Annotated in this window: 22 protein-coding genes and 2 pseudogenes; 18 read left to right on the forward strand and 6 right to left on the reverse strand. The window is 72.8% G+C overall.

Annotated elements, in window-relative coordinates; all coding sequences use genetic code 11:
* Positions 1-247: 247 nt before the first annotated feature.
* Positions 248-478: a DUF397 domain-containing protein gene (locus AC0666_RS10055; RefSeq protein WP_468963542.1), complete on the forward strand. Its 231-nt coding sequence runs from the start codon at positions 248-250 to the stop codon at positions 476-478.
* Between the two features lie 91 nt (positions 479-569).
* Positions 570-1,490 carry a helix-turn-helix domain-containing protein gene (locus tag AC0666_RS10060; RefSeq protein WP_478707403.1) on the forward strand — a complete coding sequence of 307 codons (921 nt, stop codon included), beginning with the start codon at positions 570-572 and terminating at the stop codon, positions 1,488-1,490.
* Here AC0666_RS10060 and AC0666_RS10065 read toward each other — a convergent pair.
* Positions 1,487-2,320 (reverse strand): SAM-dependent methyltransferase, encoded by an 834-nt coding sequence (locus AC0666_RS10065; protein ID WP_468963544.1) that lies wholly within the window; start codon positions 2,318-2,320, stop codon positions 1,487-1,489. The two genes, AC0666_RS10060 and AC0666_RS10065, sit on opposite strands and share 4 nt — an antisense overlap.
* Before the next feature lie 331 nt (positions 2,321-2,651).
* Between AC0666_RS10065 and AC0666_RS10070 the strand changes: the two genes are divergently transcribed.
* The 6 genes and pseudogenes from AC0666_RS10070 (at position 2,652) to AC0666_RS10095 (ending at position 5,101) form a co-directional block, all read left to right on the forward strand.
* Positions 2,652-2,948, forward strand: coding sequence for a hypothetical protein (locus AC0666_RS10070; RefSeq protein WP_468963545.1), 297 nt, complete (start codon positions 2,652-2,654; stop codon positions 2,946-2,948).
* A 70-nt stretch (positions 2,949-3,018) separates the two neighbouring features.
* Positions 3,019-3,084 (forward strand): annotated as a pseudogene (locus tag AC0666_RS10075) (histidine kinase); the annotation flags it as partial.
* 116 nt (positions 3,085-3,200) lie between these two features.
* Entirely contained in the window at positions 3,201-3,695 is a 495-nt protein-coding gene (locus tag AC0666_RS10080; protein WP_478707404.1) for a LuxR C-terminal-related transcriptional regulator, read from the forward strand.
* Between the two features lie 50 nt (positions 3,696-3,745).
* Complete coding sequence (locus tag AC0666_RS10085) at positions 3,746-4,120, forward strand: YbjQ family protein (protein ID WP_361712587.1); 375 nt, start codon at positions 3,746-3,748, stop codon at positions 4,118-4,120.
* A gap of 33 nt (positions 4,121-4,153) precedes the next feature.
* A complete protein-coding gene (locus AC0666_RS10090) occupies positions 4,154-4,399 on the forward strand; it encodes a hypothetical protein (RefSeq protein ID WP_468963546.1) in 246 nt (81 codons plus the stop codon).
* Between the two features lie 78 nt (positions 4,400-4,477).
* Positions 4,478-5,101, forward strand: a complete 624-nt coding sequence (locus AC0666_RS10095; protein ID WP_468963547.1) for a class I SAM-dependent methyltransferase — start codon at positions 4,478-4,480, stop codon at positions 5,099-5,101.
* Positions 5,102-5,296: 195 nt separating this feature from the next.
* Here AC0666_RS10095 and AC0666_RS10100 read toward each other — a convergent pair whose 3' ends face one another.
* Positions 5,297-6,235, reverse strand: a complete 939-nt coding sequence (locus AC0666_RS10100) for a DMT family transporter (protein ID WP_478707405.1) — start codon at positions 6,233-6,235, stop codon at positions 5,297-5,299.
* 29 nt (positions 6,236-6,264) lie between these two features.
* Here AC0666_RS10100 and pdxR point away from each other — a divergent pair, with 29 nt between their 5' ends.
* The 5 genes from pdxR to AC0666_RS10125 all read left to right on the forward strand — a co-directional run bounded on the left by pdxR (position 6,265) and on the right by AC0666_RS10125 (position 11,284).
* Positions 6,265-7,821 (forward strand): MocR-like pyridoxine biosynthesis transcription factor PdxR, encoded by a 1,557-nt coding sequence (pdxR, locus tag AC0666_RS10105; protein WP_468963549.1) that lies wholly within the window; start codon positions 6,265-6,267, stop codon positions 7,819-7,821.
* A 19-nt stretch (positions 7,822-7,840) separates the two neighbouring features.
* Positions 7,841-9,427, forward strand: a complete 1,587-nt coding sequence (locus tag AC0666_RS10110) for a glycosyltransferase family 2 protein (RefSeq protein WP_468963550.1) — start codon at positions 7,841-7,843, stop codon at positions 9,425-9,427.
* Positions 9,428-9,607: 180 nt separating this feature from the next.
* On the forward strand, positions 9,608-10,042 hold the full coding sequence (locus AC0666_RS10115; RefSeq protein ID WP_468579430.1) for an LAETG motif-containing sortase-dependent surface protein: 435 nt from the start codon (positions 9,608-9,610) through the stop codon (positions 10,040-10,042).
* 58 nt (positions 10,043-10,100) lie between these two features.
* On the forward strand, positions 10,101-10,793 hold the full coding sequence (locus AC0666_RS10120; protein WP_478707406.1) for an RNA polymerase sigma factor: 693 nt from the start codon (positions 10,101-10,103) through the stop codon (positions 10,791-10,793).
* A complete protein-coding gene (locus AC0666_RS10125) occupies positions 10,790-11,284 on the forward strand; it encodes a hypothetical protein (protein ID WP_478707407.1) in 495 nt (164 codons plus the stop codon). Before AC0666_RS10120 ends, AC0666_RS10125 begins: the two co-directional genes overlap by 4 nt.
* Positions 11,285-11,330: 46 nt before the next feature.
* On the opposite strand, the gene AC0666_RS10130 is transcribed toward AC0666_RS10125, so the two are convergent.
* The gene (locus AC0666_RS10130) at positions 11,331-11,792 is read right to left on the reverse strand and encodes a MarR family winged helix-turn-helix transcriptional regulator (protein WP_468963553.1); all 462 of its coding nucleotides are present in this window, start codon (positions 11,790-11,792) and stop codon (positions 11,331-11,333) included.
* A gap of 185 nt (positions 11,793-11,977) precedes the next feature.
* Between AC0666_RS10130 and AC0666_RS10135 the strand changes: the two genes are divergently transcribed.
* From AC0666_RS10135 to AC0666_RS10145, 3 genes are read left to right on the forward strand one after another with little or no spacing between them, the layout of a single operon-like run.
* The gene (locus AC0666_RS10135) at positions 11,978-13,192 is read left to right on the forward strand and encodes an MFS transporter (protein ID WP_468963554.1); all 1,215 of its coding nucleotides are present in this window, start codon (positions 11,978-11,980) and stop codon (positions 13,190-13,192) included.
* Positions 13,193-13,234: 42 nt separating this feature from the next.
* Positions 13,235-13,669, forward strand: coding sequence for a GlcG/HbpS family heme-binding protein (locus AC0666_RS10140; RefSeq protein ID WP_478707408.1), 435 nt, complete (start codon positions 13,235-13,237; stop codon positions 13,667-13,669).
* A 58-nt stretch (positions 13,670-13,727) separates the two neighbouring features.
* A complete protein-coding gene (locus tag AC0666_RS10145; RefSeq protein WP_468963556.1) occupies positions 13,728-15,371 on the forward strand; it encodes a beta-N-acetylhexosaminidase in 1,644 nt (547 codons plus the stop codon).
* 24 nt (positions 15,372-15,395) lie between these two features.
* Here the strand turns inward: AC0666_RS10145 and AC0666_RS10150 are convergent, their stop codons facing one another.
* Together AC0666_RS10150 and AC0666_RS10155 are read right to left on the reverse strand one after the other, a co-directional pair.
* On the reverse strand, positions 15,396-15,719 hold the full coding sequence (locus tag AC0666_RS10150; protein ID WP_361712380.1) for a DUF3040 domain-containing protein: 324 nt from the start codon (positions 15,717-15,719) through the stop codon (positions 15,396-15,398).
* A gap of 95 nt (positions 15,720-15,814) precedes the next feature.
* A complete protein-coding gene (locus AC0666_RS10155; protein WP_478707409.1) occupies positions 15,815-16,642 on the reverse strand; it encodes an endonuclease I family protein in 828 nt (275 codons plus the stop codon).
* Between the two features lie 233 nt (positions 16,643-16,875).
* Between AC0666_RS10155 and AC0666_RS10160 the strand changes: the two genes are divergently transcribed.
* On the forward strand, positions 16,876-17,856 hold the full coding sequence (locus AC0666_RS10160) for an SMP-30/gluconolactonase/LRE family protein (protein ID WP_468963558.1): 981 nt from the start codon (positions 16,876-16,878) through the stop codon (positions 17,854-17,856).
* Here the strand turns inward: AC0666_RS10160 and AC0666_RS10165 are convergent.
* Complete coding sequence (locus AC0666_RS10165) at positions 17,840-18,655, reverse strand: glutamate ABC transporter substrate-binding protein (protein ID WP_468963559.1); 816 nt, start codon at positions 18,653-18,655, stop codon at positions 17,840-17,842. The two genes, AC0666_RS10160 and AC0666_RS10165, sit on opposite strands and share 17 nt — an antisense overlap.
* Positions 18,656-19,111: 456 nt before the next feature.
* Here AC0666_RS10165 and AC0666_RS10170 point away from each other — a divergent pair.
* Positions 19,112-19,184, forward strand: a pseudogene (locus AC0666_RS10170).
* The last annotated feature ends 21 nt before the right edge of the window (positions 19,185-19,205 follow it).

A 19,205-nucleotide genomic window follows, 5' to 3' on the forward strand; every position in this document is an offset into this window, starting at 1 on the left:
TGCCAGGGACGACTATGGCGAGGACGGGTCGTGGTGCCCGGGTGACGCACCGCCGTTTAACCCGAAATGCCCAATATATACGTAGCAGTGATTGGGTGTCAGATCATATGAAGAATGGGGGGTCGGTGCACCCCATCGGGGGACTCCCGCACCCCCGGAGGCTGGCTAGCATTTCCATGAGCGCTTTTTCATGCAATCCCATATGGGATTGCATGATCATGCACGTCCGGCGAGGAGGGGTCGAATCATGCAGGTGGGCAATGGCGTGGTGGCGAGCGGGATTCCCGGTGCGGTCTGGGTGAAGAGCAGTGCCAGTGTGGGCAACGGGAACTGCGTGGAGCTCGCGGTGCTGGGCGGGGGCGCCGTGGCGGTGCGGAATTCCCGTTTCCCCGACGGTCCGGCGCTGGTCTTCACGGCCGCCGAGATCGCGGCCTTCATCGAAGGTGCCAAGCGCTCGGAATTCGACCGGTTGACCTGAATGAGCCCAAGGCTTGGGCCAAGGCTTGGAGCGGCAGGCGGGTGAGCCTCATTCTGGGACGGACGTCCACCCCGGTCATATGGGAGTTCTTATGACTGCCCTCCCCGAGCCGCTGCCCGACTCGGTCGCCCCCGTCGTGCCGCTGGGCCAGGATCCGGGACGGGCGGCGACCGACCGCCTGCTCGGGCAGGAGCTCAGGAGGTGCCGTGAGGCCCGAGGCCTCACCCTGAGGCAGGTTGCCCCGGTCATCCGCGGGTCGGTCTCGAAGATCAGCCGCCTGGAGCGGGGCGAGAGCCCTCCCCGGCCGCGGGACGTGCTCGCCCTGGCCAGGTTCTACGAGGTCGACGCGCAGGAGATGCGGGTGATCGAGCGGCTCCTGGAGCATGCCCAGGACGCGGAATGGTACGAGCAGTTCAGCGACGTCACCCCCGGCTTCCTCAAGCGCCTCATCCAGCTGGAGGGTGACGCCGAGGAGATCTGCGTCTACGAGAACCTGGTCGTCCCCGGAATCCTCCAGACCCGCGCCTACGCCCGCCACATGGTCCGCGCCGTCATGCCGAGCGCCGAGCCGGAGGAGGTCGAGCGGGTGGTCGAGCTGCGGGCGGAGCGGCAGCTGCGCCTGCTGGACGGCCCGCTGCCCCGGGTGGTCGCCCTGCTGGAGGAGAGCATCCTGCACCGCCGGTGCGGTGACGCCGAGGTGATGCAGGAGCAGCTGAAGCACCTGCTGCACGCCGGCGACACCGACAAGGTCAGCATCCGCATCCTGAAGATGTCGCGGGAGTGGGGTGTCACACCCCCGTACCCGATCACGCATCTCAAGTTCAGCAACGGCGAGCAGTCGGAGCTCGCCTACGTGGAACACATCAACGGCGCGAACTACGTCACCAAGCCGCGGGCCCTCGACGACTACCGCAACGCCCTGAGCAACCTCCGCAACGCGGCGGCGTCCAAGGACGAGAGCATCGACCTGATCCTCCAGGCCCAGCACCGTTTCGGCGACGCGGAGTCCTAGAAGGCCCGGAGCCGGCCGACCCCGCCCCACTCGACCCAGTCCCGGGGGCGGTGGGCCGGGGGCGGGGGTGCGGCGTCGGGACGCCAGTCGACCACGTCCACCAGGCCGGGGGCCAGGATGTCCAGGCCGTCGAAGTACCGGCGTACCTCGTGGGGTTCGCGGACCCGGCCCCACGTGCCGTGCGTGGTGACGTCCATCAGGCGGGTCACCTCGTCGCGGACGACGGGGTCCTCGCTGACCAGTTGGCAGATCACCATGAAGCTGCCCGGCGGCAGCAGGGCCGCCGTGTTGCGGACGACCGCGGCCGGGTCGTTCTCGTCGTCCGTGTCCTTCAGGCAGTGCAGCACGGAGACGAACAGGGCGGCGATCGGCTGGTCCCAGTCGAGGAAGCCGTCCGTCTCCTGCCGGATCTCCGCGGTCCGACGCATGTCCTTCGACAGGACCAGGGTGCGGCCGTCCTCGTGCAGCGTGGTCTGTGCGTGCGCGAGGACCATCGGGTCGTTGTCGATGTACGCCACCCGGCACCGGGGGTCGGCCCGCTGGGCCACCTCGTGCACGTTGTCCTGGGTGGGCAGACCGGACCCGTGGTCGAGGAACTGCCTGATCCCGTACTCCTCGACGAGGATGCGGACGACACGCCGCAGGAACGCCCGGTTGTTGCGGGCCAGCAGCTGGGTGCTGGGGGCGATCTCCAGGAGCCGGGCGCAGGCCTCGCGGTCGCTGGCGTAATTCTCCACCCCGCCCAGGAGCCAGTCGTACATCCTGGCGACGCTCGGGGTGTGCATGTCGATGAGCGGTGAGGGTGTCCCGGGGGTCTGCCCTGACTCCATGTGCCCTCCTGGTGGACCTCGTCGAAGGCCCTGCGGCCGGGGTGGCGGCCCATCGTAGGGAGTCGGGCGGGGCGTGCCAATCTCTCGTGCACGGGTTTCGGCCAGAATCGACGGGAGGCGGCGGGGGCCGGGGGGCGGGGCCGTGCCCGCCCTCGAACGGGCGCGGCCCCGCTGGGCCCAGGGGCCAGGGCGTGGCCGACTCCCGGTCGGACGAGGAAAGTCCAAGCAGCGGACGCCGGGGATGTCGCCCATCCGCAGCGTGGAACCCGCCTACCCCCGGAGGAGGTGACCCTGTACAACCTAGGGGATACACAAGGGGGTTGGCGGGCAGGTGTCCGCACATCCGGCCGTGGTCCGGCTCCGCGCCCTGCTTCCGGCCGTCGCCGAGATCGTGTACGCCCTCGGCTCAGTCCGGATCTCGGCCACCATGCTGCGCAACTGGCCTGATCCGCATGGTTACTGGCGGGACACCGGCGCACTCGCCTACCTCCTGCCGGCCGCCGTGTACCTTCCGCTCGTGCTGCGCCGGCGCTTCCCCGTCGCCGTCCTGATCAGCACGGCGCGGCCCGCTCAGCGTCGGGTTCGTGACCGTCACGACCCTCGTCTGCTGGCGACGGGCGACGGGTGACGGCTCCCGGCGGCTGAGCGAGCTCACCTTGCAACACCGCCTGGAACAGGAGGAGAAGGTGCGCAGGGCCGTGCGGGAGGAACGCATCCAGATCGCCCGCGAGCTGCACGACGTCATCGCCCACCACGTCTCGGTGATCTCCGTCCGGACCGGGCTCGCCGGATACGTCTTCTCCTCCGACCCGCCGACGCCCGCCGGGCCCTCGACGCCATCGGCGACAGCGCCCACGAGGCCCTGGCAGAGATGCGGTGCATGCTGCTGGTGCTCCGCGAGGAGGGGCCCGGACCCGGGCCGGAGGGCGACCACCCGGTGTCCGGGCTGGGGCGCCTGGACGAGCTGGTCAAGCGGGTGGGGGAGCCCGGCGTACCCGTCGAGGTGCGGACCACGGGGACGCCGTATCCCCTTCCGGCCGGGATCGACCTCTGGGGGTACCGCGTGGTGCAGCAGGCTCTCACCAATGTGATCAAGCACGCCCCGGCCGCGCGGACCACCGTCCGCGTCCACTACGACGCGGACGAGGTCGGGGTGCGCGTCACGGACATCGCGCAGCGGCTCGTCCTCAGCGCCGCCACGGTCGAGACGCACGTGCGCCGCTGTCCGGGCAAACTCAAGCTGTCCAGCCGCGCCCAGGCCGTCGTCCTCACCCATGAAGCCGGGCTCGCGGCCCGCGCCGCCCGTGCCGTGTCGCCGCCCGTGACGTCCCGCCGGCCGAGGGACCCGTCGGCCTCGGTGCCCGATCGGCCGTGACCGCCCCTCCTGCGGATGCGCGGGTCCCCGTACGCGGCCACAGTGGCCCCATGGGTATCGAAGACTTCGGCGGCGGCCCCGGGGCCCAGCAGACCGGCGTACTGGTCGTCACGACCAACGACGCACCCGGCTACCGGGTCGAACAGGTCATCGGGGAGGTGTTCGGCCTCACCGTGCGCTCCCGCCACCTGGGCAGCCAGATCGGCGCGGGCCTCAAATCCATGATCGGCGGCGAGCTCAGAGGGCTGACCAAGACCCTGGTGGAGACCCGCAACCAGGCCATGGAACGCCTCATCGAGCACGCCAAGGCCCGCGGCGCCAACGCCGTGCTGATGATGCGCTTCGACGTGACCGACGCCGCCGACGTCGGCACCGAGGTGTGCGCGTACGGGACGGCCGTCGTCCTCGCGCCCGCCTCGACCTGACACCTGCTCCCGCCCGGGACCGCGGCGGCCGCCGTGCCCGTGACGATCAGCTCGCCCGAGCTCTCCGTCCGCGTGGACAGCGCGGCCCTCCGCGTCATCGACTACACGCGGCGCGCCACCGGGGACGTGCTGCCCGGCAACGAGGACCCCATCGGCGTGCTCCTCGTCAACGGGACGGCCGCCACGACCGGCAGCTTCGCGGACACCCCGCCCAGCAGGACGCCTCCTTCTCGCCGAGGGCCGCCCGGTACGTCAGACTCAGGGCCACGAGCGAGGTGAACGGCAACCCCTGGACCTCGGCGGCCGAGCTCAACGCCGGCTGCCCGCCTTGGACATGAGAAGGAACGAGGCAGCGCGATGAGTGGTGGGAAGTCGGCGGCAGAGGTGTTCGACGCACTGGCGGAGCGCTACGAGGAGGCCTTCGGGCGGATCCCCGCCCAGCAGGAGGCCCTCGACTGGCTCACCGCCCGGCTGCCCCGCGGCGCCCGGGTGCTGGACGTGGGCAGCGGAACCGGCCGCCCCACCGCCGAGACGCTGGCCGCGGCCGGCCACTCGGTCACCGGGATCGACGTCTCGGCCGCGATGGTCGCCCTCGCCCGCGAGCGGGTCCCGCAGGCCCGTTTCGAGCAGGCGGACGTCCGCACGTACACCCCTGCGGAGGCCTTCGACGCGGTGTGCGCCTTCTTCCCGCTGCTGATGATGGAACAGCAAGAGGTGGCCGCGTCGTTGGAGCGGATGGCCTCGTGGGTCGCGCCGGGCGGCCATCTTCTCGTGGCCACGGTGCCGGGGGACATCCGCGACCTCGCCATCGAGTGGATGGGCCACCAGGTCACCGTCAGCAGCCTGTCCGCGCAGGAGTACGTGCAGCGGATCGAGGCGGCCGGCCTGGAGCTGCTGCACCGGCACACGCGCCTGTTCCGGCCCGAAGGCGGCCTCGCCGACCCCGAGGAGCACCTCTTCTGCTACGCGCGGCGGCCCTGAGCGCGGCGTCCTGCCGGCCCGTGCCTCACCGCCTGCCGGGCCCGGAAGGTGGTTGGCGGTGGGGGAGAAGTACCGCATCCACCTGGTGTACGGGAACTGCCGTACGGGGAAACGCCGTAGGGGCAACCGTTGAAGCGGGAAGCGCTGTACGCGGGCGTCGCCATCTGCGGATGGTGATCCCACCGGCCGTGCCCCTCAAGGGGGCGTGGGAGCCCGGTCCTGTGCGCCCGGCTCCGGGCGCAGGGCAGCGGCCCGCTGCGGGCGCAGCCCCGCGGCCAGCCCGGTGACCACCACGGCCAAGCCCAGCCAGACCGGCGGTCCGGGCATCCCGCCGCCCGAGAGGGCTCCGACGGCCGCCGCCGACAGGGGCGCGACGCCGGTCAGCAGCCCGGCGCGTCCCGCACCGACCGCGGCCACCGTGCGGTACCAGAGGAGGAAGGCCACCGCGGTCACCATGACCGCGAGGTACCCGGCGGCCGCCCACTGGGCCGGGCCGAGGGTGAGCAGACTGGCCGGACTCCCGGTGAGCAGGGCCACCACCGTCAGCATCACCGCCCCCAGCCACACCGCGTGCACCGACACCCCCCACGGGCCGTGACGGCGCAGCACCGGCACCGCGAGCAGGGTGAACCCCGCCTCGCAGGCCAGCGCCAGCCCGGCCCAGGCCACCCCGGCCGCATCGGTCCGCCCCGTGCCCTCGACCAGCACGGCCCCGGCCACCACCAGCACCGCGGCCACCAGGATCCGACGGCTCGGCCTCCGCCCCTCCAGCAGCGGCCCGACCACCCCGAGGAGGACGGGTACGGAGGCCACCGCGACGGCGATGACGGCCGGTTCGGCATGCCCCACCCCGCGGACGACGGCCACGTTGAACAGGACCAGGCCGGTGGCGGCGATCCCGGCCAGCCACAGCCACTCGCGCCCGCGCGGCCGCAGGACCGGGACGCGGGCCGCCCGGGCGAACGCGAGCAGCAGCAGGGTGGCCGCCAGGTACCGGACGGCCTGGGTGGCGAACAGCGGGGCATGCACCAGGGAGCGGGAGACGGTGACGCTGCTGCCCACCAGCACCATGCCGAGGGTGCCGGGGGTGAGGTCGCGGAGCGCACGGCGCGGCGAGGGCGGGGAGGTGTTCATACGGTCCAGGCTCTGCCAGCATTGGACCCGTGGACAGTGCCGAACGGAGCAGGTCTCAGGGGTCCAAAACGGCGGGTCCCCCGCGCGGTGGCCGTGCGCGGCCCGACGGCGCCGGGTCCGACTTCCTGCAGCTCGACATCGGCCGGGCGCCGGCGGGCGGGCGGACCGAGTGGCTGGCGGACCGCATCCGCGCGGCCATCGCCGACGGCACCCTCCCGGTCGGCAGCAGGCTCCCGGCGGGCCGGGTGCTCGCCGCGGAGCTCCGCGTCTCCCGGGGCCTGGTCACCGAGGTCTACCGGCGCCTCGCGGACTCCGGGCAGGTGGTCGGCCGCGGCCGCGCAGGGACGGTCGTCGTCGCCGCGCCCGTCATCGCCGCGCCCCCGGCGACCGCCACCCCGCCCGCGTCCGGGAGCGCCGGCCGGCCCCCGGCCGACCCGTTCGCACCGCGGGAAGCGGAGGCGCTCGTGGACGCGCTGCGCGCCGTGCCCTGCCGGATCGACCTCTCGCCCGGCGTCCCCGACCTCACCGCCTTTCCGCGCACCGCCTGGCTCCAGGCCGAGCGCCGGGTCCTGGCCGGGCTGACCCCCGCGGACTTCGGCTACGGCAACCCGCAGGGCGCCCCCGCGCTGCGGGCGGCGGTCGCCGGCTGGCTGGCCCGCAACCGCGGCATCCGGGCCGATCCCGACGAGGTGGTCGTCGTCTCCGGGGTCGCCCAAGCGCTCGGTCTGCTCGCGCACGTGCTGCGGGAGGACGGCGTACGGCGGGTGGCGGTGGAGGACCCCGGCTCCCTCGGGGCCCGGCAACAGCTGGAGTACGGGCGGCTGGCGACGGTGCCCGTGGCGGTGGACGAGGCCGGGCTCGACACCGCCGCGCTCCGGACGAGCCGTGCCCAGGCGGTGCTGCTGACCCCGGCGCACCAGTTCCCCACCGGAGTCGTACTCGACGGGGAGCGCCGCCGCGAGCTGCTCGGCTGGGCGGCGGCCGGGGGAGTGGTGATCGAAGACGACTACGACGCCGAGCACCGCTACGACCGCGCTCCCGTTCCGGCGCTGCGCTCCCTGCTGCCCGAGGGCGTCTGCTACGCCGGGAGCGTGTCCAAGCTCCTCGCGCCCGCCCTGCGGCTGGGCTGGCTGCTGGTCCCCCCGAGGCTGCGGGACGCCGTGGTCGCCGCGAAGCGCTACGCGGACCTGGGCAGCCCCGTCCTCGCCCAGCTCGTGCTGGCGCGGCTGATGGACTCCGGCGAGCTGGAGCGCCACCTCCGCTTCGTCCGGCGCCGCCACCGCAACCGCCGGGACGCCACCCTGCGCGCGGTGGCCGCGCACCTGCCCGGAGCCCGGGTCCACGGCGCGGCGGCGGGTCTGCACCTGATGGTCACCTTCGACGGGGCCGTCTTCGAGGACACCGTGCTCGCGGCGGAGGCCCTGGCCCTGGGCGTCAAGGCGCACCCGTTGTCCTGGCACCGCATCCGCCCGGGCGCCCCCGGCCTGGTCCTGGGCTATGCGGCGGGCCCGCCGAGCGAACTGGAGGAGGGCATCGGCCTGCTCGGCGAGGCGCTGCGCCGGACCGTCCCCCGGGGCGCCGGATGAGGAACCTTATGCTCGGGGCATGCACCGCCAGCCCACTCCCGACGTATCCGTGATCATCGCCGTCTACGACGCGCTGCCGTACCTCAGCGACTGCCTCGAATCCGTCGTGCAGCAGAGCATCGGGATGGAGCGCCTGGAGGTCATCGCCGTCGACGACGGTTCCACCGACGGCAGCGGCGCCGAGCTGGAGCGCTACGCCGCCCGGTACCCGCAGCTGCGGGTGCTGCACCAACCGAACTCCGGAGGGCCGGGCGCCCCGCGCAACCGGGCCCTCGACCTGGCCCGCGGCCGGTACGTCTTCGTCCTCGACGCCGACGACTACCTCGGACCCGAGGCCCTGGAACGGCTGGTGGCGATGGCCGAGGCACAGGGCAGCGACCTGGTGCTCGCCCGGCAGGTGGGCCTGGGCCGGACCGTGTCGGAGAAGGCGTACCGGCATGCCGAGGAGGCCGACCTCTACACCTCCGAGGTCTACCGCTCCCTGCACTCGGCCAAGCTGATGCGCCGGCAGGTCCTTGAGGACGGGCACCTGCGCTACCCGGAGGACCTCTGGTACGGCGAGGACCAGATCTTCATGACCTCCGTGTTCCTGGCCGCGGGCAAGATATCGGTGGTCGGCGACTACGACTGCTACTTCCTGCGCCGCCGCGACGACGGACGCAACATCACCTCCCGGCCCCGGAGCGCCGAGGAGACGGTGGCGCACATCGAGCGCGTCATGGCGCTGGTGGCCGAGCGCGTGCAGGACCCGGTGGGCCGGCGCCGCATGCTCGGCCGGCACTTCCGCAGCCTGCTGAGCACGGCGCTGCGCCCCGCCGTCCTGGCCCGCCACACGGACCCCGGCTACACCGCCGAGGTGTACGGGCGGGCGCGGGCGCTCGTCGAGACGTACTGGACGCCGGACATGGGCGGGGAGCTGGCCCGGATCGACTGGATACGGCTGTACGCCTTCGCCTGCGGGCCGCTCACGGCCTTCGAGCAGCTGGTCGAGTACGACCCGGCGAAGGAGCCGGAGCCGGCGGAACTCGTGGACAACGGACGGGTGTACCGCTGCTACCCGCTCTTCCGGGATCCGGCGGCGGCTCTGCCGGACGTCCTCTTCGACGTGACCGACCGGCTCAAGGCCCGGCACCACCTGGCGTCGATGTCCTGGCAGGGCGGCCGGCTGCGGCTGACCGGGCACGCGTACATCCAAGGTCTGGGGACCGGCCGGATGGAGAGCGAACTCGTCCTGCGGGCACGGGAGACGGGCCAGGAGCACACCGTCCCCGTCCTGGCCCGACCGACGCCGGAACTGACGGAGAGGGACCCGGAACTGGCCATGGCCGGCTTCTCGGCGGACGCGGACCTCGCGACCCTCGCCGCGGGGGAACCGCTCGCGCCGGGCACCTGGGACTGCTTCCTGAACGTCAGGGCGGACGGCGTCACCCGGACCGTCCGGCTGGGCCGCCGGCACGCCCCGGACCTGGACCGCACGGCACGCCGGGCGCGCGTCCTCGCCCGCGACGCGGGCGGCGCCACCGAAGTGGCGGCGGCCCCCTTCTTCACCGCCTACGGGAACCTGAGCTTCGAAGTGGTCCGCAGGCTCCCCCTGCCGACGGGGTGAACCGACCGGCCGATGCAACGGCTCGGCCCCAAGCGGCTCGGCGGGAAGCAGCTCGGCGTGAAACGGCGCGGCGGTGCGCGGAAAGTTTTCCGGCGAAGGCGGCAACCTCCCCCGGGGTCGCGCGTCGTGGGGGGTGAAGGGCGCAGTTCCGCGCCCCCAGCCGATCGTGGAGAGTCTCCTGTGAACAACCTGAAGCGCGTTCCCCTGCCCGTGCGCCGGGCGGCCGTCACCGCTGCCGCCGCCGCGGCGGCCGTTGCCCTCGCCGGTCCGGCCTTCGCGGCGCAGGGCGCTTCGGCCACGCCGTCGCCCGTGCCCAGCGTGGCGCCGAGCGCCGTTCCGAGCAGCGCGCCGTCGCCGTCGCGCAGCATGCCGCCCACCGCTGCCCCGAGCGCCGCTCCGACGCCGTCGCGCAGCGTGCCGCCCACGACCGACCCCGCCGCCCGGCCGAGCGCCGTGCCCACCGCCCCCGCGCCCGCCCCCGCCGACCAGGCCGGGAACGAGCTCGCGCATACTGGCTCCTCCGCGACCACCACCGCCCTGGGAGCCGGAGCCGCCGTGCTCCTGGCCGCCGGGGCGGGGACCCTGTACGCCGTACGGCGCCGCGCCAACGGCTGAGGACCCCGTGCTCCACCTCGCACCGACGGCATCACCGGCATGCCCCGCAGGCCCCCTCGTGCCCGGCTTCGGCCGGGCGTGGCGGGGCCTTCGGGCGTGGCTGCTGCGCCGCGAGCACCTCACTCCGCCGAAGTCCGCGCGGCCGTACGGGCCGGTGCCCGCGCCCAGGTACCCGTACGCGGACGCACCGTACGCGGACGCACCGTACGCGGACGCACCGTACGAGGCCGCACCGTACGAGACCGCACCGCGCGGGGACGCATCGCGCCCCACCGTGACCGAGCTCTACCACGCACACCGGCTGGGCATGGTCCGGCTGGCGCTGCTGCTCGTCGACGACCTGGCCACCGCCGAAGACGTGGTCCAGGACGCCTTCACGGCCCTGTACCGGCGTCACGGCGAGCACATCGGCGAGGTCGACAACGCCCTCGGCTACCTGCGCACGGCCGTGGTCAACACCTCCCGCTCCGTCCTGCGCCGCAGGCGCACCGCCCGCGCGTGGACCCCGCCCGCCCCGGCCGACATACCGTCCGCGGAGGAGTACGTGGTGCTCGGCGAGGCACACCGCGAGGTGCTCGCCGCCCTCGGCCGGCTGACCCCGCGCCGTCGCGAGGTCCTCGTCCTGCGGTACTGGGCGGACCTCAGCGAGGCGGAGATCGCGACGACCCTCGGGATCAGCCGGGGCGCGGTCAAATCGAACGCGAGCCGGGCCCTGGACGCGCTGGAGCGGATTCTGGAGGGACGGATATGACGCAGGCCGAAAGCGCCGTCGAGCGCAGGCTGCGCCAGGCCCTCGACGCCCGCGCGGACGAGATCACCCTCCGCGACCTGCGCCCCGCGGATCCGCCGGGAGCGCACGCGCGGCACCGGTCGGCAGGACGGCTGTGGCTGCGGCGCTTCGCCCTGCCGCTCGCGGGACTCGCGGCGGCTGCGGCCGCCGTGGCGGGCTACCTCGTCCTGGGGCCGGAGCAGGCGCCGCCGCGGCCCGTGCCGCCGGCCTCACCGCCCGAGATCCCGGCGTCCCCCCGTACAACGGAGCCCGGCACCCCGCACGCCTCTCCGGAGCCGTCCACGCCGCGCCCGCCGACGCCCCGGACCTCCTCCACCCCACCCCGAAGCCCCGGCCCGACGCCCTCGGGCCCGAAGCCCCCTTCGCGCTCCCTGACCCCGTCGGCGCCGGTCTCCTCACCCCCGCAGCCCCAGCCGTCGTCCCCGCCCAGCGCCAGTCCCTCCCAGGGGTGAGGGAGGAAGGGCCGGTGGTGTCCGGCCAGGATGCGCCGGGCGGTCCCTACCGCGTCGTGGGGCGGGTGTTCTCCACCGCCGCGACCAGGGGGGCGAGCTCCGGGTTCTGTGCGGCCTCGTCCAGCGCCTCGCGCAGGGCGGTGTCGTTGGTCGGTCGGGCGGCGGCCAGCAGGGCCAGGCCCGCTTCGCTCACGTCGGTGTAGATGCCCCGGCGGTCGGTGTCGCAGATGTAGCGGTTCAGCAGGCCGCGGTCCTCCAGCCGGCTGACGAGGCGGGTGGTCGCGCTCTGGCTGAGCACCACCGAGTCGGCGACCTGGTGCATTCGCAGGTGGCCGCCGGGGCCGCTGTGCTGGCGGCTCAGGACGTCCAGCAGGGAGTACTCCCGCACGCTCAGTCCGTGGCCGGCCTGCAGGGCCCGCTCGATGTGCGCCTCGATCCGCCCGTGGAGCAGCGAGAGGGCGCACCAGCCCTGGGAGAGGGCGGTGAGCGCGCTGTCCGTCGCCGTCATGGACTCCTCCTCGGGAGCGTCGTCAGGGCGTCCTTGCGGCCCCAGGACCCCAGGATAGGACACCTCCGCAATAGCCCGCGCTTGCAAATATCCCGCGTCTGCAATTAATGTGGACGCACGTAAGCGGCGTAGGCAACATACGCGCCCTGCGGCACCCCCACCTCCCCTGAAGGGCACCTCCCCTCATGCCTCTCGCACTGCTCGCCCTCGCCATCGGGGCCTTCGGGATCGGCACCACCGAATTCGTGATCATGGGCCTGCTCCCGGAGGTCGCCGGCGACTACGGCGTCTCCATCCCCACCGCCGGCCTGCTGGTCACCGGCTACGCCCTCGGCGTCGTGCTCGGCGCCCCGCTGATGACCGTCCTCGGCACCCGCATCCCGCGCAAGCGCATGCTGATGCTGCTCATGGGCCTCTTCGTCGTCGGCAACGTGCTCTCCGCGCTCGCCCCGGCCTTCGGCGTGATGCTCGTCGGCCGCGTCGTCGCCTCCCTCGCCCACGGCGCCTTCTTCGGCATCGGCTCGGTCGTCGCCGCGGGGCTCGTCGCCCCCGAGAAGAAGGCGGGCGCGATCGCGATGATGTTCACCGGCCTGACCGTGGCCAACGTGGTCGGCGTCCCCCTCGGCACCCTGGTCGGCCAGACCCTCGGCTGGCGCGTCACCTTCCTGATCGTCGCCGCCCTGGGCGTGCTCGGCCTGCTCGGCATCGCCCGGCTGGTGCCCGAGCTGCCCCGCCCCGAGGGCGTCCGGATCCGCCACGAGCTGGCCGCCTTCCGCAACGTGCAGGTGCTGCTCGCGATGGCGATGACCGTGCTCGGCTTCGGCGGCGTCTTCGCCGCGATCACCTACATCACGCCCATGATGACGAACGTCGCCGGTTTCGCCGACACCTCCGTCACCTGGCTCCTCGTCCTCTTCGGGCTGGGCATGGTGGGCGGCAACCTCGTCGGCGGCCGGTTCGCCGACCGGGCGCTGATGCCGATGCTGTACGTGTCCCTCGGCGCCCTCGCCGTCGTCCTGGCCGTCTTCACGGTCACCGCCCACACCAAGGCCGGCGCCGCGATCACCGTCGTCCTCATCGGGGCGCTCGGCTTCGCGACCGTACCGCCGCTGCAGAAGCGGGTCCTCGACCAGGCCGCCGGCGCCCCGACCCTTGCGTCCGCCGTCAACATCGGCGCCTTCAACCTCGGCAACGCGCTCGCCGCCTGGATCGGCGGGCTGGTCATCGCCGCCGGGCTCGGCTGGACCGCCCCGAACTGGGTCGGCGCCGCGCTGGCCGCCTCCGCGCTGGCCCTCGCCCTCGTCTCCGGCGCCCTGGAGCGGCGTACGGCCTCCTCCCGCCCCGGCCGCATCGTCGCCTCCGCCGGAACCGCCTCCGCCCCCGTCGCCGTCCACCACTGATCCACGACCCGTCGTACGTCCGCACACCTTGGAGCACCCCGCATGTCCCGCACCACCACCCCCCGCACCGCCGTCGCCCCGCTGACCACCGAGGACGCCGAACTGCTCCTCGCCGCCGCCCGCGACGCCGCCGAGCAGGCCGGCGCCACGGTCAGCGTCACCGTCCTCGACGCGGGCGGCCACCTGCTCGCCTTCCGCCGGGACGACCGGGCCATGCTGGTCTCCGGCGAGACCAGCACCCGGAAGGCCTTCACCGCCCTCCAGCTGAACGCCCCGACCGCCGACCTCGTCCAGGCCGTCCAGTCGGGCGGGCCCTTCCACACCCTGCCCACGGCCCTCGACCGGCCGCTGCTGTTCATCGCGGGCGGGCTCCCCGTGCACCGCGAACGCCGGCTGATCGGCGCGATCGGCGTGGGCGGCGGAGCACCCGAGCAGGACCCTGCCTTCGCCACCGCCGCCCTGACCGCCCTGGCCTGACGCCCCCGGTCGCGCGCCCGCGTCCCCCGTGCCACGTTGGTACGGGGGACATGGGTGCATGATGCGGAATTCCAGGCAGTACAGGAGGGTCCACGCCATCGCGACGGCCACGGCAGCCGCGCTGGTCTCCCTTGCCGTCCCCGGCTGCGCCACCGCCCACGAGGACCGCGCGCCGGGTGCGGCCTCCCCGGCCCCCGCCACCCCGGCCGCCACCACGGCGCCCAGTGCTTCGCCCAACCCCGAGCCGACCCCGGCGTACCCCCTGTCCGCCGCCCCCCGCACCATTCCGGCCGTACGGGAGCACACGCCGGCCCGCGGCCCCGGCTGGAAGCCCGCCGCGGGCGCCCGGGTGGTCGTGGCACCGGTCGACGGCAAGGCCCTGGCCGACGAGGGCAGGCTGCTCGCGGGCGAACTGCACCTGGGATACGCCGAGTCCGCGACCGTGAACCGCGGGGATGTCGAACTCGCCCTCGGTGCGAAGGGCTCCGGGACCCCCGAGTCGTACACCCTCATCGTGCGCGACGGCCGGGTGCGCGTCACCGGCCCCGACGAGGCCGGGGTGTTCTACGGCACCCGCACCCTCAAACAGGAGGTGAAGTCGGGCGGTTCGGCCCCGGAGGGGACCGTGCGCGACGCACCGGCCAAGCCCCAGCGCGGCCTGAACCTCGACATCGCGCGCAAGTACTTCACGCCCGGCTGGATAGAGGACCGGCTGCACGAGCTCGCCGACCTCAAGCTCAACCAGCTCGGCCTGCACTTCTCCGACGACCAGGCCTTCCGGATCGAGTCCGACACCCACCCCGAGATCGTCTCCACCCCGCACCTCAGCAAGGCCGAGGTCCGCAGGATCACCGCGCTCGCCGCCCGCCTGCACATCACCGTCGTCCCCGAGATCGACTCGCCCGGCCACCTCGGCGCGGTGCTGCGCGCCCACCCCGGGCTCCAGTTGCGCGACGTCCAGGGCAGGGCGGTGAAGGGCGCCGTGGACATATCGAACCCCGCGGCCGCCAAGCTCGTGGACGAACTGCTGCGCGAGTACCTCCCGCTGTTCCCCGGCGGGTACTGGCACCTCGGCGCCGACGAGTACCAGGCCCTCGTCTACAAGAACCCGCAGGCCTCCTTCCCGCAGCTCGCGCGGGCCGCGCAGCAGCGCTACGGTGCTTCCGCCCGGGTGCAGGACCTGGCGACGGGCTGGCTGAACGACCGGGCCGCCGTGGTCCGTCCGGCGGGCAAGGCACCCAAGGCGTGGAACGACGGGTTCTTCGCCGGGGGCGTCGTCCAGGCCGCCAAGGACATCCAGGTGGAGTACTGGACGGGCAAGGAGAACGGGGCCCGGCCTCCGCTGGAGTACCTGCGGCAGGGGCGCAGGCTCGTCAACCTCAACGACGAGTTCCTCTACTACGTGCTCGGCGAGCCCAACCAGTTCACCTATCCGACCGGTCGGCGGATCTACGAGCAGTGGACCCCGCTGGTGCTGCGCGGCACGACCGCGGTGCCGGCGGGCTACGGGGGCCAGGTGCTGGGCGCGCGCCTCGCCGTCTGGTGCGACCTGTCCGGCGCGCAGACCCCGGCCCAGGTGGCCGAGGGGATACGGCTGCCGCTGGCCGCGCTGTCGCAGAAGGTGTGGGACGCGCGGACGCCGAAGCCCGCCTGGGCCGAGTTCAAGGCCCTCGCGGACCGGCTCCGGGGACCGGGCGGTTGAACCGGCCCGGCCCCGGATTCCTGTTCACGCAGGGGTACTCGTCGTACCCGTTCCGGTCCGGTCGCGGCGTTGCCACCGGCGCCGGACCCACTGGGCGGCCAGCGGGAGGGCGGTGATCACGGTGAGCACCCAGGCGCCGGCGAAAGCCCAGATCAGCGGCAGTGAGACGGTGACCGAAGCGGCGATCAGCAGCGCCAGCGTCACCGCGGCGAGGCCACAGGCCGCCAGCATGCGGTGACGCAGGTGTGCAGAGCGAAGGATCCGGTCGAGCGAACGGTCGGCCTTGAGTTGGGCCTCGATCGCGGACAGCGCGTGCCGCTCGCGGTCGGACAGTCCCCCTCCGTCCATGGCAACCTCCACTTGCTGCCGCCGCCGGGCGCGGACAGCAGCTCTGACCTGCGCATACCCGCCCGGGAGCGGGCCAATCCCGGGCGGGGCGGGGGTCACCAGATGGAGTTGACCCACTCCGGGTGGTCGATGAACGGGTTCCGGTTGTGCTGGAACGTGCCGAATATGACCTGGTTGCGGCGCTGCTCGAAGGCGTCCGGCGGGTCCTGCTGGTTCCACTGCTTGAGCAGGGCGAGCCGGCCGAAGTAGGGGGCCGTGCCGTTGTTGACCCGGTCGTTCATCTCCAGGTTCGGGAAGCCGTCCTCGCCCTCGTAGCGGACGGCCATGTAGAGCAGCATGCGCGCGACATCGCCCTTGACCGCGTCGCGCGGCTCGAAGGAGTCGGCGTCGGTGTAGCTGCCGGGGGCCTCGGCGACCGGGCTACCGCCCATGTCGAAGTCCTTGTTGCCGCGCGTGCTGTTGACCGTGACGTCCTCGGGGCGCAGGTGGTGCAGGTCGGTACCGGGGCCCGTGACGGTGCCGAAGTCGCCGTGGCTCTTGGCCCAGACGTGCTCGCGGTTCCAGTCGTTGACGCCGCCGCCGTTGGTGGACTTGGACTGCGAGCGGCCGGAGTAGACCAGGATGACGTTGTTCGGGTTCGCCGGGTCCTGGTCGGTCACCTTCAGCGCGTTCCACACGCCGTCGTAGGTGACCTTGGACTGGTTCTTGATGATGTTGTGGAGCGCGGTCTTCAGCGCGGCACCGGTCTTGCCCTCGGCCGTGGCGTAGTACGCGTCCACGGTGGTCGCGGTGGTGACCGCGGCCGCGGCGTCGGCGTGGGGAGCCGCCGAACGCTGCGAGCCGGCCGACGCGGTGGCCGGCACGAGCAGGAGGGCGCCGGCGGCGAGCCCGGCTGCCCAGGGTGTGTGGCGGAAAAGTCTCATGGTGTGGGGGCACCTCTTCACGTACACCGCCCCCGCCGGTGCAGTTGGCGGGGCGTCAGTGGCAGAGCGAGGCTCACATTGTCATGTGCCCAACAGGTAAACGCCATGTTTCAGGAGTCCGGATTCTGCCCCTCGGCATCCCTTTTCCGGACGGCAGTGATGTGCTGAGGTTGCGGGGTCAGTCCGTGAAGCAGCAACCACCGCTGTTCTCAAGGCAGTTGAAAGGACATCACATGGCCATACGGTTGGGTCGGCGCAGGTTCCTCCTCGGCGCGGCCGCAGCGCTCGGCGGCGCGGCCGTCGCGGGGCCGCTCGCCCCGTTCGCCCCGCCCGCCCGGGCCCAGGACCGGACCGGCGCCGGGACCGCGGCCGCGGGCGGCCGCCCGGACACCATCGCCACCCCTCCCGGCTTCCAGCCGGAAGGCATCACCGTCTCACCCGGCGGCACCGCCTACACCGGGTCGCTGCTGGACGGGTCGATCTACCGCGCGGATCTCGCCACGGGCAGGGGCCGGATCCTCGTGTGCGGAACGGGCCCGATGGCGGTCGGCCTCAAGCTCGACGGGTACGGGAGACTGCTCGTCGCGGGCGGCGACAGCGGCGAGATCCGCGTCGTACGGGCCGCCGACGGCCGGATCCTGGCCACTCACCGGGCGGCGACCGGCACCGCCTTCGTCAACGACGTGGTCATCGGCTGCGGCGGGGCCTGGTTCACCGACTCCTTCAACGACGCCCTGTACTTCCTGCCTCCGGGCGCCGGCGCGACGCCGCGCCCGCTGCCGCTGGGCGGTGAATGGCTGCCCACCCCGCCGGGTGGCCAGGTCTGGGGCTCCAACGGCATCGAGCGCACGCCGGACGGCCGCGCCCTCGTGGTGGTCAACGACAACGCCCAGGCGCTCTTCCGCGTCGACCCGCGCACCGGCGCCGCCGCCCGGATCCCGCTCGACGGCGGGGCGGTCGGCAACGGCGACGGACTCGTCCTGCACGGCCGCACCCTGTACGTCGTACGCAACTGGGCCTACGCCGTCGACGTGTTCACGCTCAGCGCGGACGGGCGCCGGGCCGCGTTCGTCAAGCGGATCACCGACCCGCGCTTCGACGAGCCGACGACGGCCGCGGTCCACGGCGGACGCCTCTACGTCGTCAACGCGGCCTTCGACGCCGACTGGTCGGACCCGGCCACCGCGTCGGCGATCGTCAGCTGCCCGTTGTGATCGGCGGAGCCGGCTCGCTCTTGTAGTTGGCCGAACCGAAGTTCTTCTTCACCGCCGCCTCCCAGGAGCCGTCCTCGACCATCTTCTTGAGGGCGGCATTGATCTTGCCCTGGAGCTCCTTGTTGCCCTTCTTGACGCCGATGCCGTAGTTCTCGTTGCTCAGGCTCAGCCCGATCAGCTTGAACTTGCCGGCGTTCTCCTTCTGGGCGGCGTACCCGGCCAGGATGGAGTTGTCCGTGGTCATGGCGTCGACGCGGCCGTCGGCGAGGGCGAAGACGCACTCCGAGTAGCTTTCGAGCTCCAGGAGGCTCGCCTTGGGGGCCAGCTTGCTCTTGATGTTCTCTGCCGAGGTGGAGCCGGTGACCGAGCACAGGTTCTTGTTGTTGAGGTCCTCGGGCTTGGTGATCGACGTGTCACCGGCCCGGACCATCAGGTCCTGGTGCGCGAGGAAGTAGGGGCCGGCGAAGTCGACCTTCTCCTTGCGCTTGTCGTTGATCGAGTAGCTCGCCGCGACGAACTTGACCTCGTTGTACTGGAGCAGCAGCTCGCGGTCGGAGCTGTCGACGCGCTTGAACTCGATGTTCTCCGGCTTGTAGCCCAGCTCCTTGGCGATGTACGTGGAGACGTCCACGTCGAAGCCGGAGAAGGTGCCCCCCGTCTCGCGCAGGCCGACGCCCGGCTGGTCGAACTTGATGCCGATGGAGAGGTTCCCCTGGGGGCCGTCGTCGCCGCCGCAGCCGGAGGCGGTCAGGGCGAGGCCGATCACTGCGGCCAAAGCACCGGCCTTGGGAACCTTCATTGCTGCACTCTTTCCTGGGGTCGCGGGACGCGGAGCGGGATCGCCGGTACGCGTGGAGCCGCGGAGACGTGAGAAGCGTCGAGACGCGTGTACGAGGAAGCTAGGAAGGTGGCACGCGGCATGTCACTGGATCTGAGCAAAACTTGAGGTAACGATCCGGCTCGACGGGTATTTCTCCGGCGGATTCGGGCCCGAACGGGATGAAGGGGGCTGCTGCGACGGTCGGTTCGGTGCGAAAGGGGTGGAAACACTCTTCTCGTCGACGAAGGCGTACGAATCACCCGCATGCGGGCATTTCCGTCTCCGGCGAGCGCCGGCCGGATCACGCCGCTCGGAAACGCTCCGGGGCCGGGCGCATCGGTACAGGACGGGACGGCTGACGGTCCGGCGGTGGCCGGATGGCATTTCAAACTGGTGATCGAGTTCGGCCGGCGAGGCGGTATGATCTCCGCCAGCAAGGCCGTAGCGCAGAGGTCGTCGCGCCCACGCATCGAGCTGGAGGACGTCGGTTCGAATCCGACCGGTCTTGCGCCTTCTTCACGTGTTCGTG

This window comes from Streptomyces sp. NPDC043680 (genome assembly GCF_056436685.1).

What these genes read in the sequence shown, in the direction of transcription:
- AC0666_RS10165 (WP_468963559.1), bottom strand. Translation starts at nt 18,655, where the DNA reads ATGAAGGTTCCCAAGGCCGGTGCTTTGGCCGCAGTGATCGGCCTCGCC.
- AC0666_RS10085 (WP_361712587.1), top strand. Translation starts at nt 3,746, where the DNA reads ATGGGTATCGAAGACTTCGGCGGCGGCCCCGGGGCCCAGCAGACCGGC.
- AC0666_RS10110 (WP_468963550.1), top strand. Translation starts at nt 7,841, where the DNA reads ATGCACCGCCAGCCCACTCCCGACGTATCCGTGATCATCGCCGTCTAC.
- AC0666_RS10065 (WP_468963544.1), bottom strand. Translation starts at nt 2,320, where the DNA reads ATGGAGTCAGGGCAGACCCCCGGGACACCCTCACCGCTCATCGACATG.
- AC0666_RS10140 (WP_478707408.1), top strand. Translation starts at nt 13,235, where the DNA reads ATGTCCCGCACCACCACCCCCCGCACCGCCGTCGCCCCGCTGACCACC.
- AC0666_RS10155 (WP_478707409.1), bottom strand. Translation starts at nt 16,642, where the DNA reads ATGAGACTTTTCCGCCACACACCCTGGGCAGCCGGGCTCGCCGCCGGC.
- AC0666_RS10130 (WP_468963553.1), bottom strand. Translation starts at nt 11,792, where the DNA reads ATGACGGCGACGGACAGCGCGCTCACCGCCCTCTCCCAGGGCTGGTGC.
- AC0666_RS10135 (WP_468963554.1), top strand. Translation starts at nt 11,978, where the DNA reads ATGCCTCTCGCACTGCTCGCCCTCGCCATCGGGGCCTTCGGGATCGGC.
- AC0666_RS10100 (WP_478707405.1), bottom strand. Translation starts at nt 6,235, where the DNA reads ATGAACACCTCCCCGCCCTCGCCGCGCCGTGCGCTCCGCGACCTCACC.
- AC0666_RS10125 (WP_478707407.1), top strand. Translation starts at nt 10,790, where the DNA reads ATGACGCAGGCCGAAAGCGCCGTCGAGCGCAGGCTGCGCCAGGCCCTC.
- AC0666_RS10145 (WP_468963556.1), top strand. Translation starts at nt 13,728, where the DNA reads ATGATGCGGAATTCCAGGCAGTACAGGAGGGTCCACGCCATCGCGACG.
- AC0666_RS10055 (WP_468963542.1), top strand. Translation starts at nt 248, where the DNA reads ATGCAGGTGGGCAATGGCGTGGTGGCGAGCGGGATTCCCGGTGCGGTC.
- AC0666_RS10150 (WP_361712380.1), bottom strand. Translation starts at nt 15,719, where the DNA reads ATGGACGGAGGGGGACTGTCCGACCGCGAGCGGCACGCGCTGTCCGCG.
- AC0666_RS10095 (WP_468963547.1), top strand. Translation starts at nt 4,478, where the DNA reads ATGAGTGGTGGGAAGTCGGCGGCAGAGGTGTTCGACGCACTGGCGGAG.
- AC0666_RS10080 (WP_478707404.1), top strand. Translation starts at nt 3,201, where the DNA reads ATGCTGCTGGTGCTCCGCGAGGAGGGGCCCGGACCCGGGCCGGAGGGC.
- AC0666_RS10060 (WP_478707403.1), top strand. Translation starts at nt 570, where the DNA reads ATGACTGCCCTCCCCGAGCCGCTGCCCGACTCGGTCGCCCCCGTCGTG.
- AC0666_RS10160 (WP_468963558.1), top strand. Translation starts at nt 16,876, where the DNA reads ATGGCCATACGGTTGGGTCGGCGCAGGTTCCTCCTCGGCGCGGCCGCA.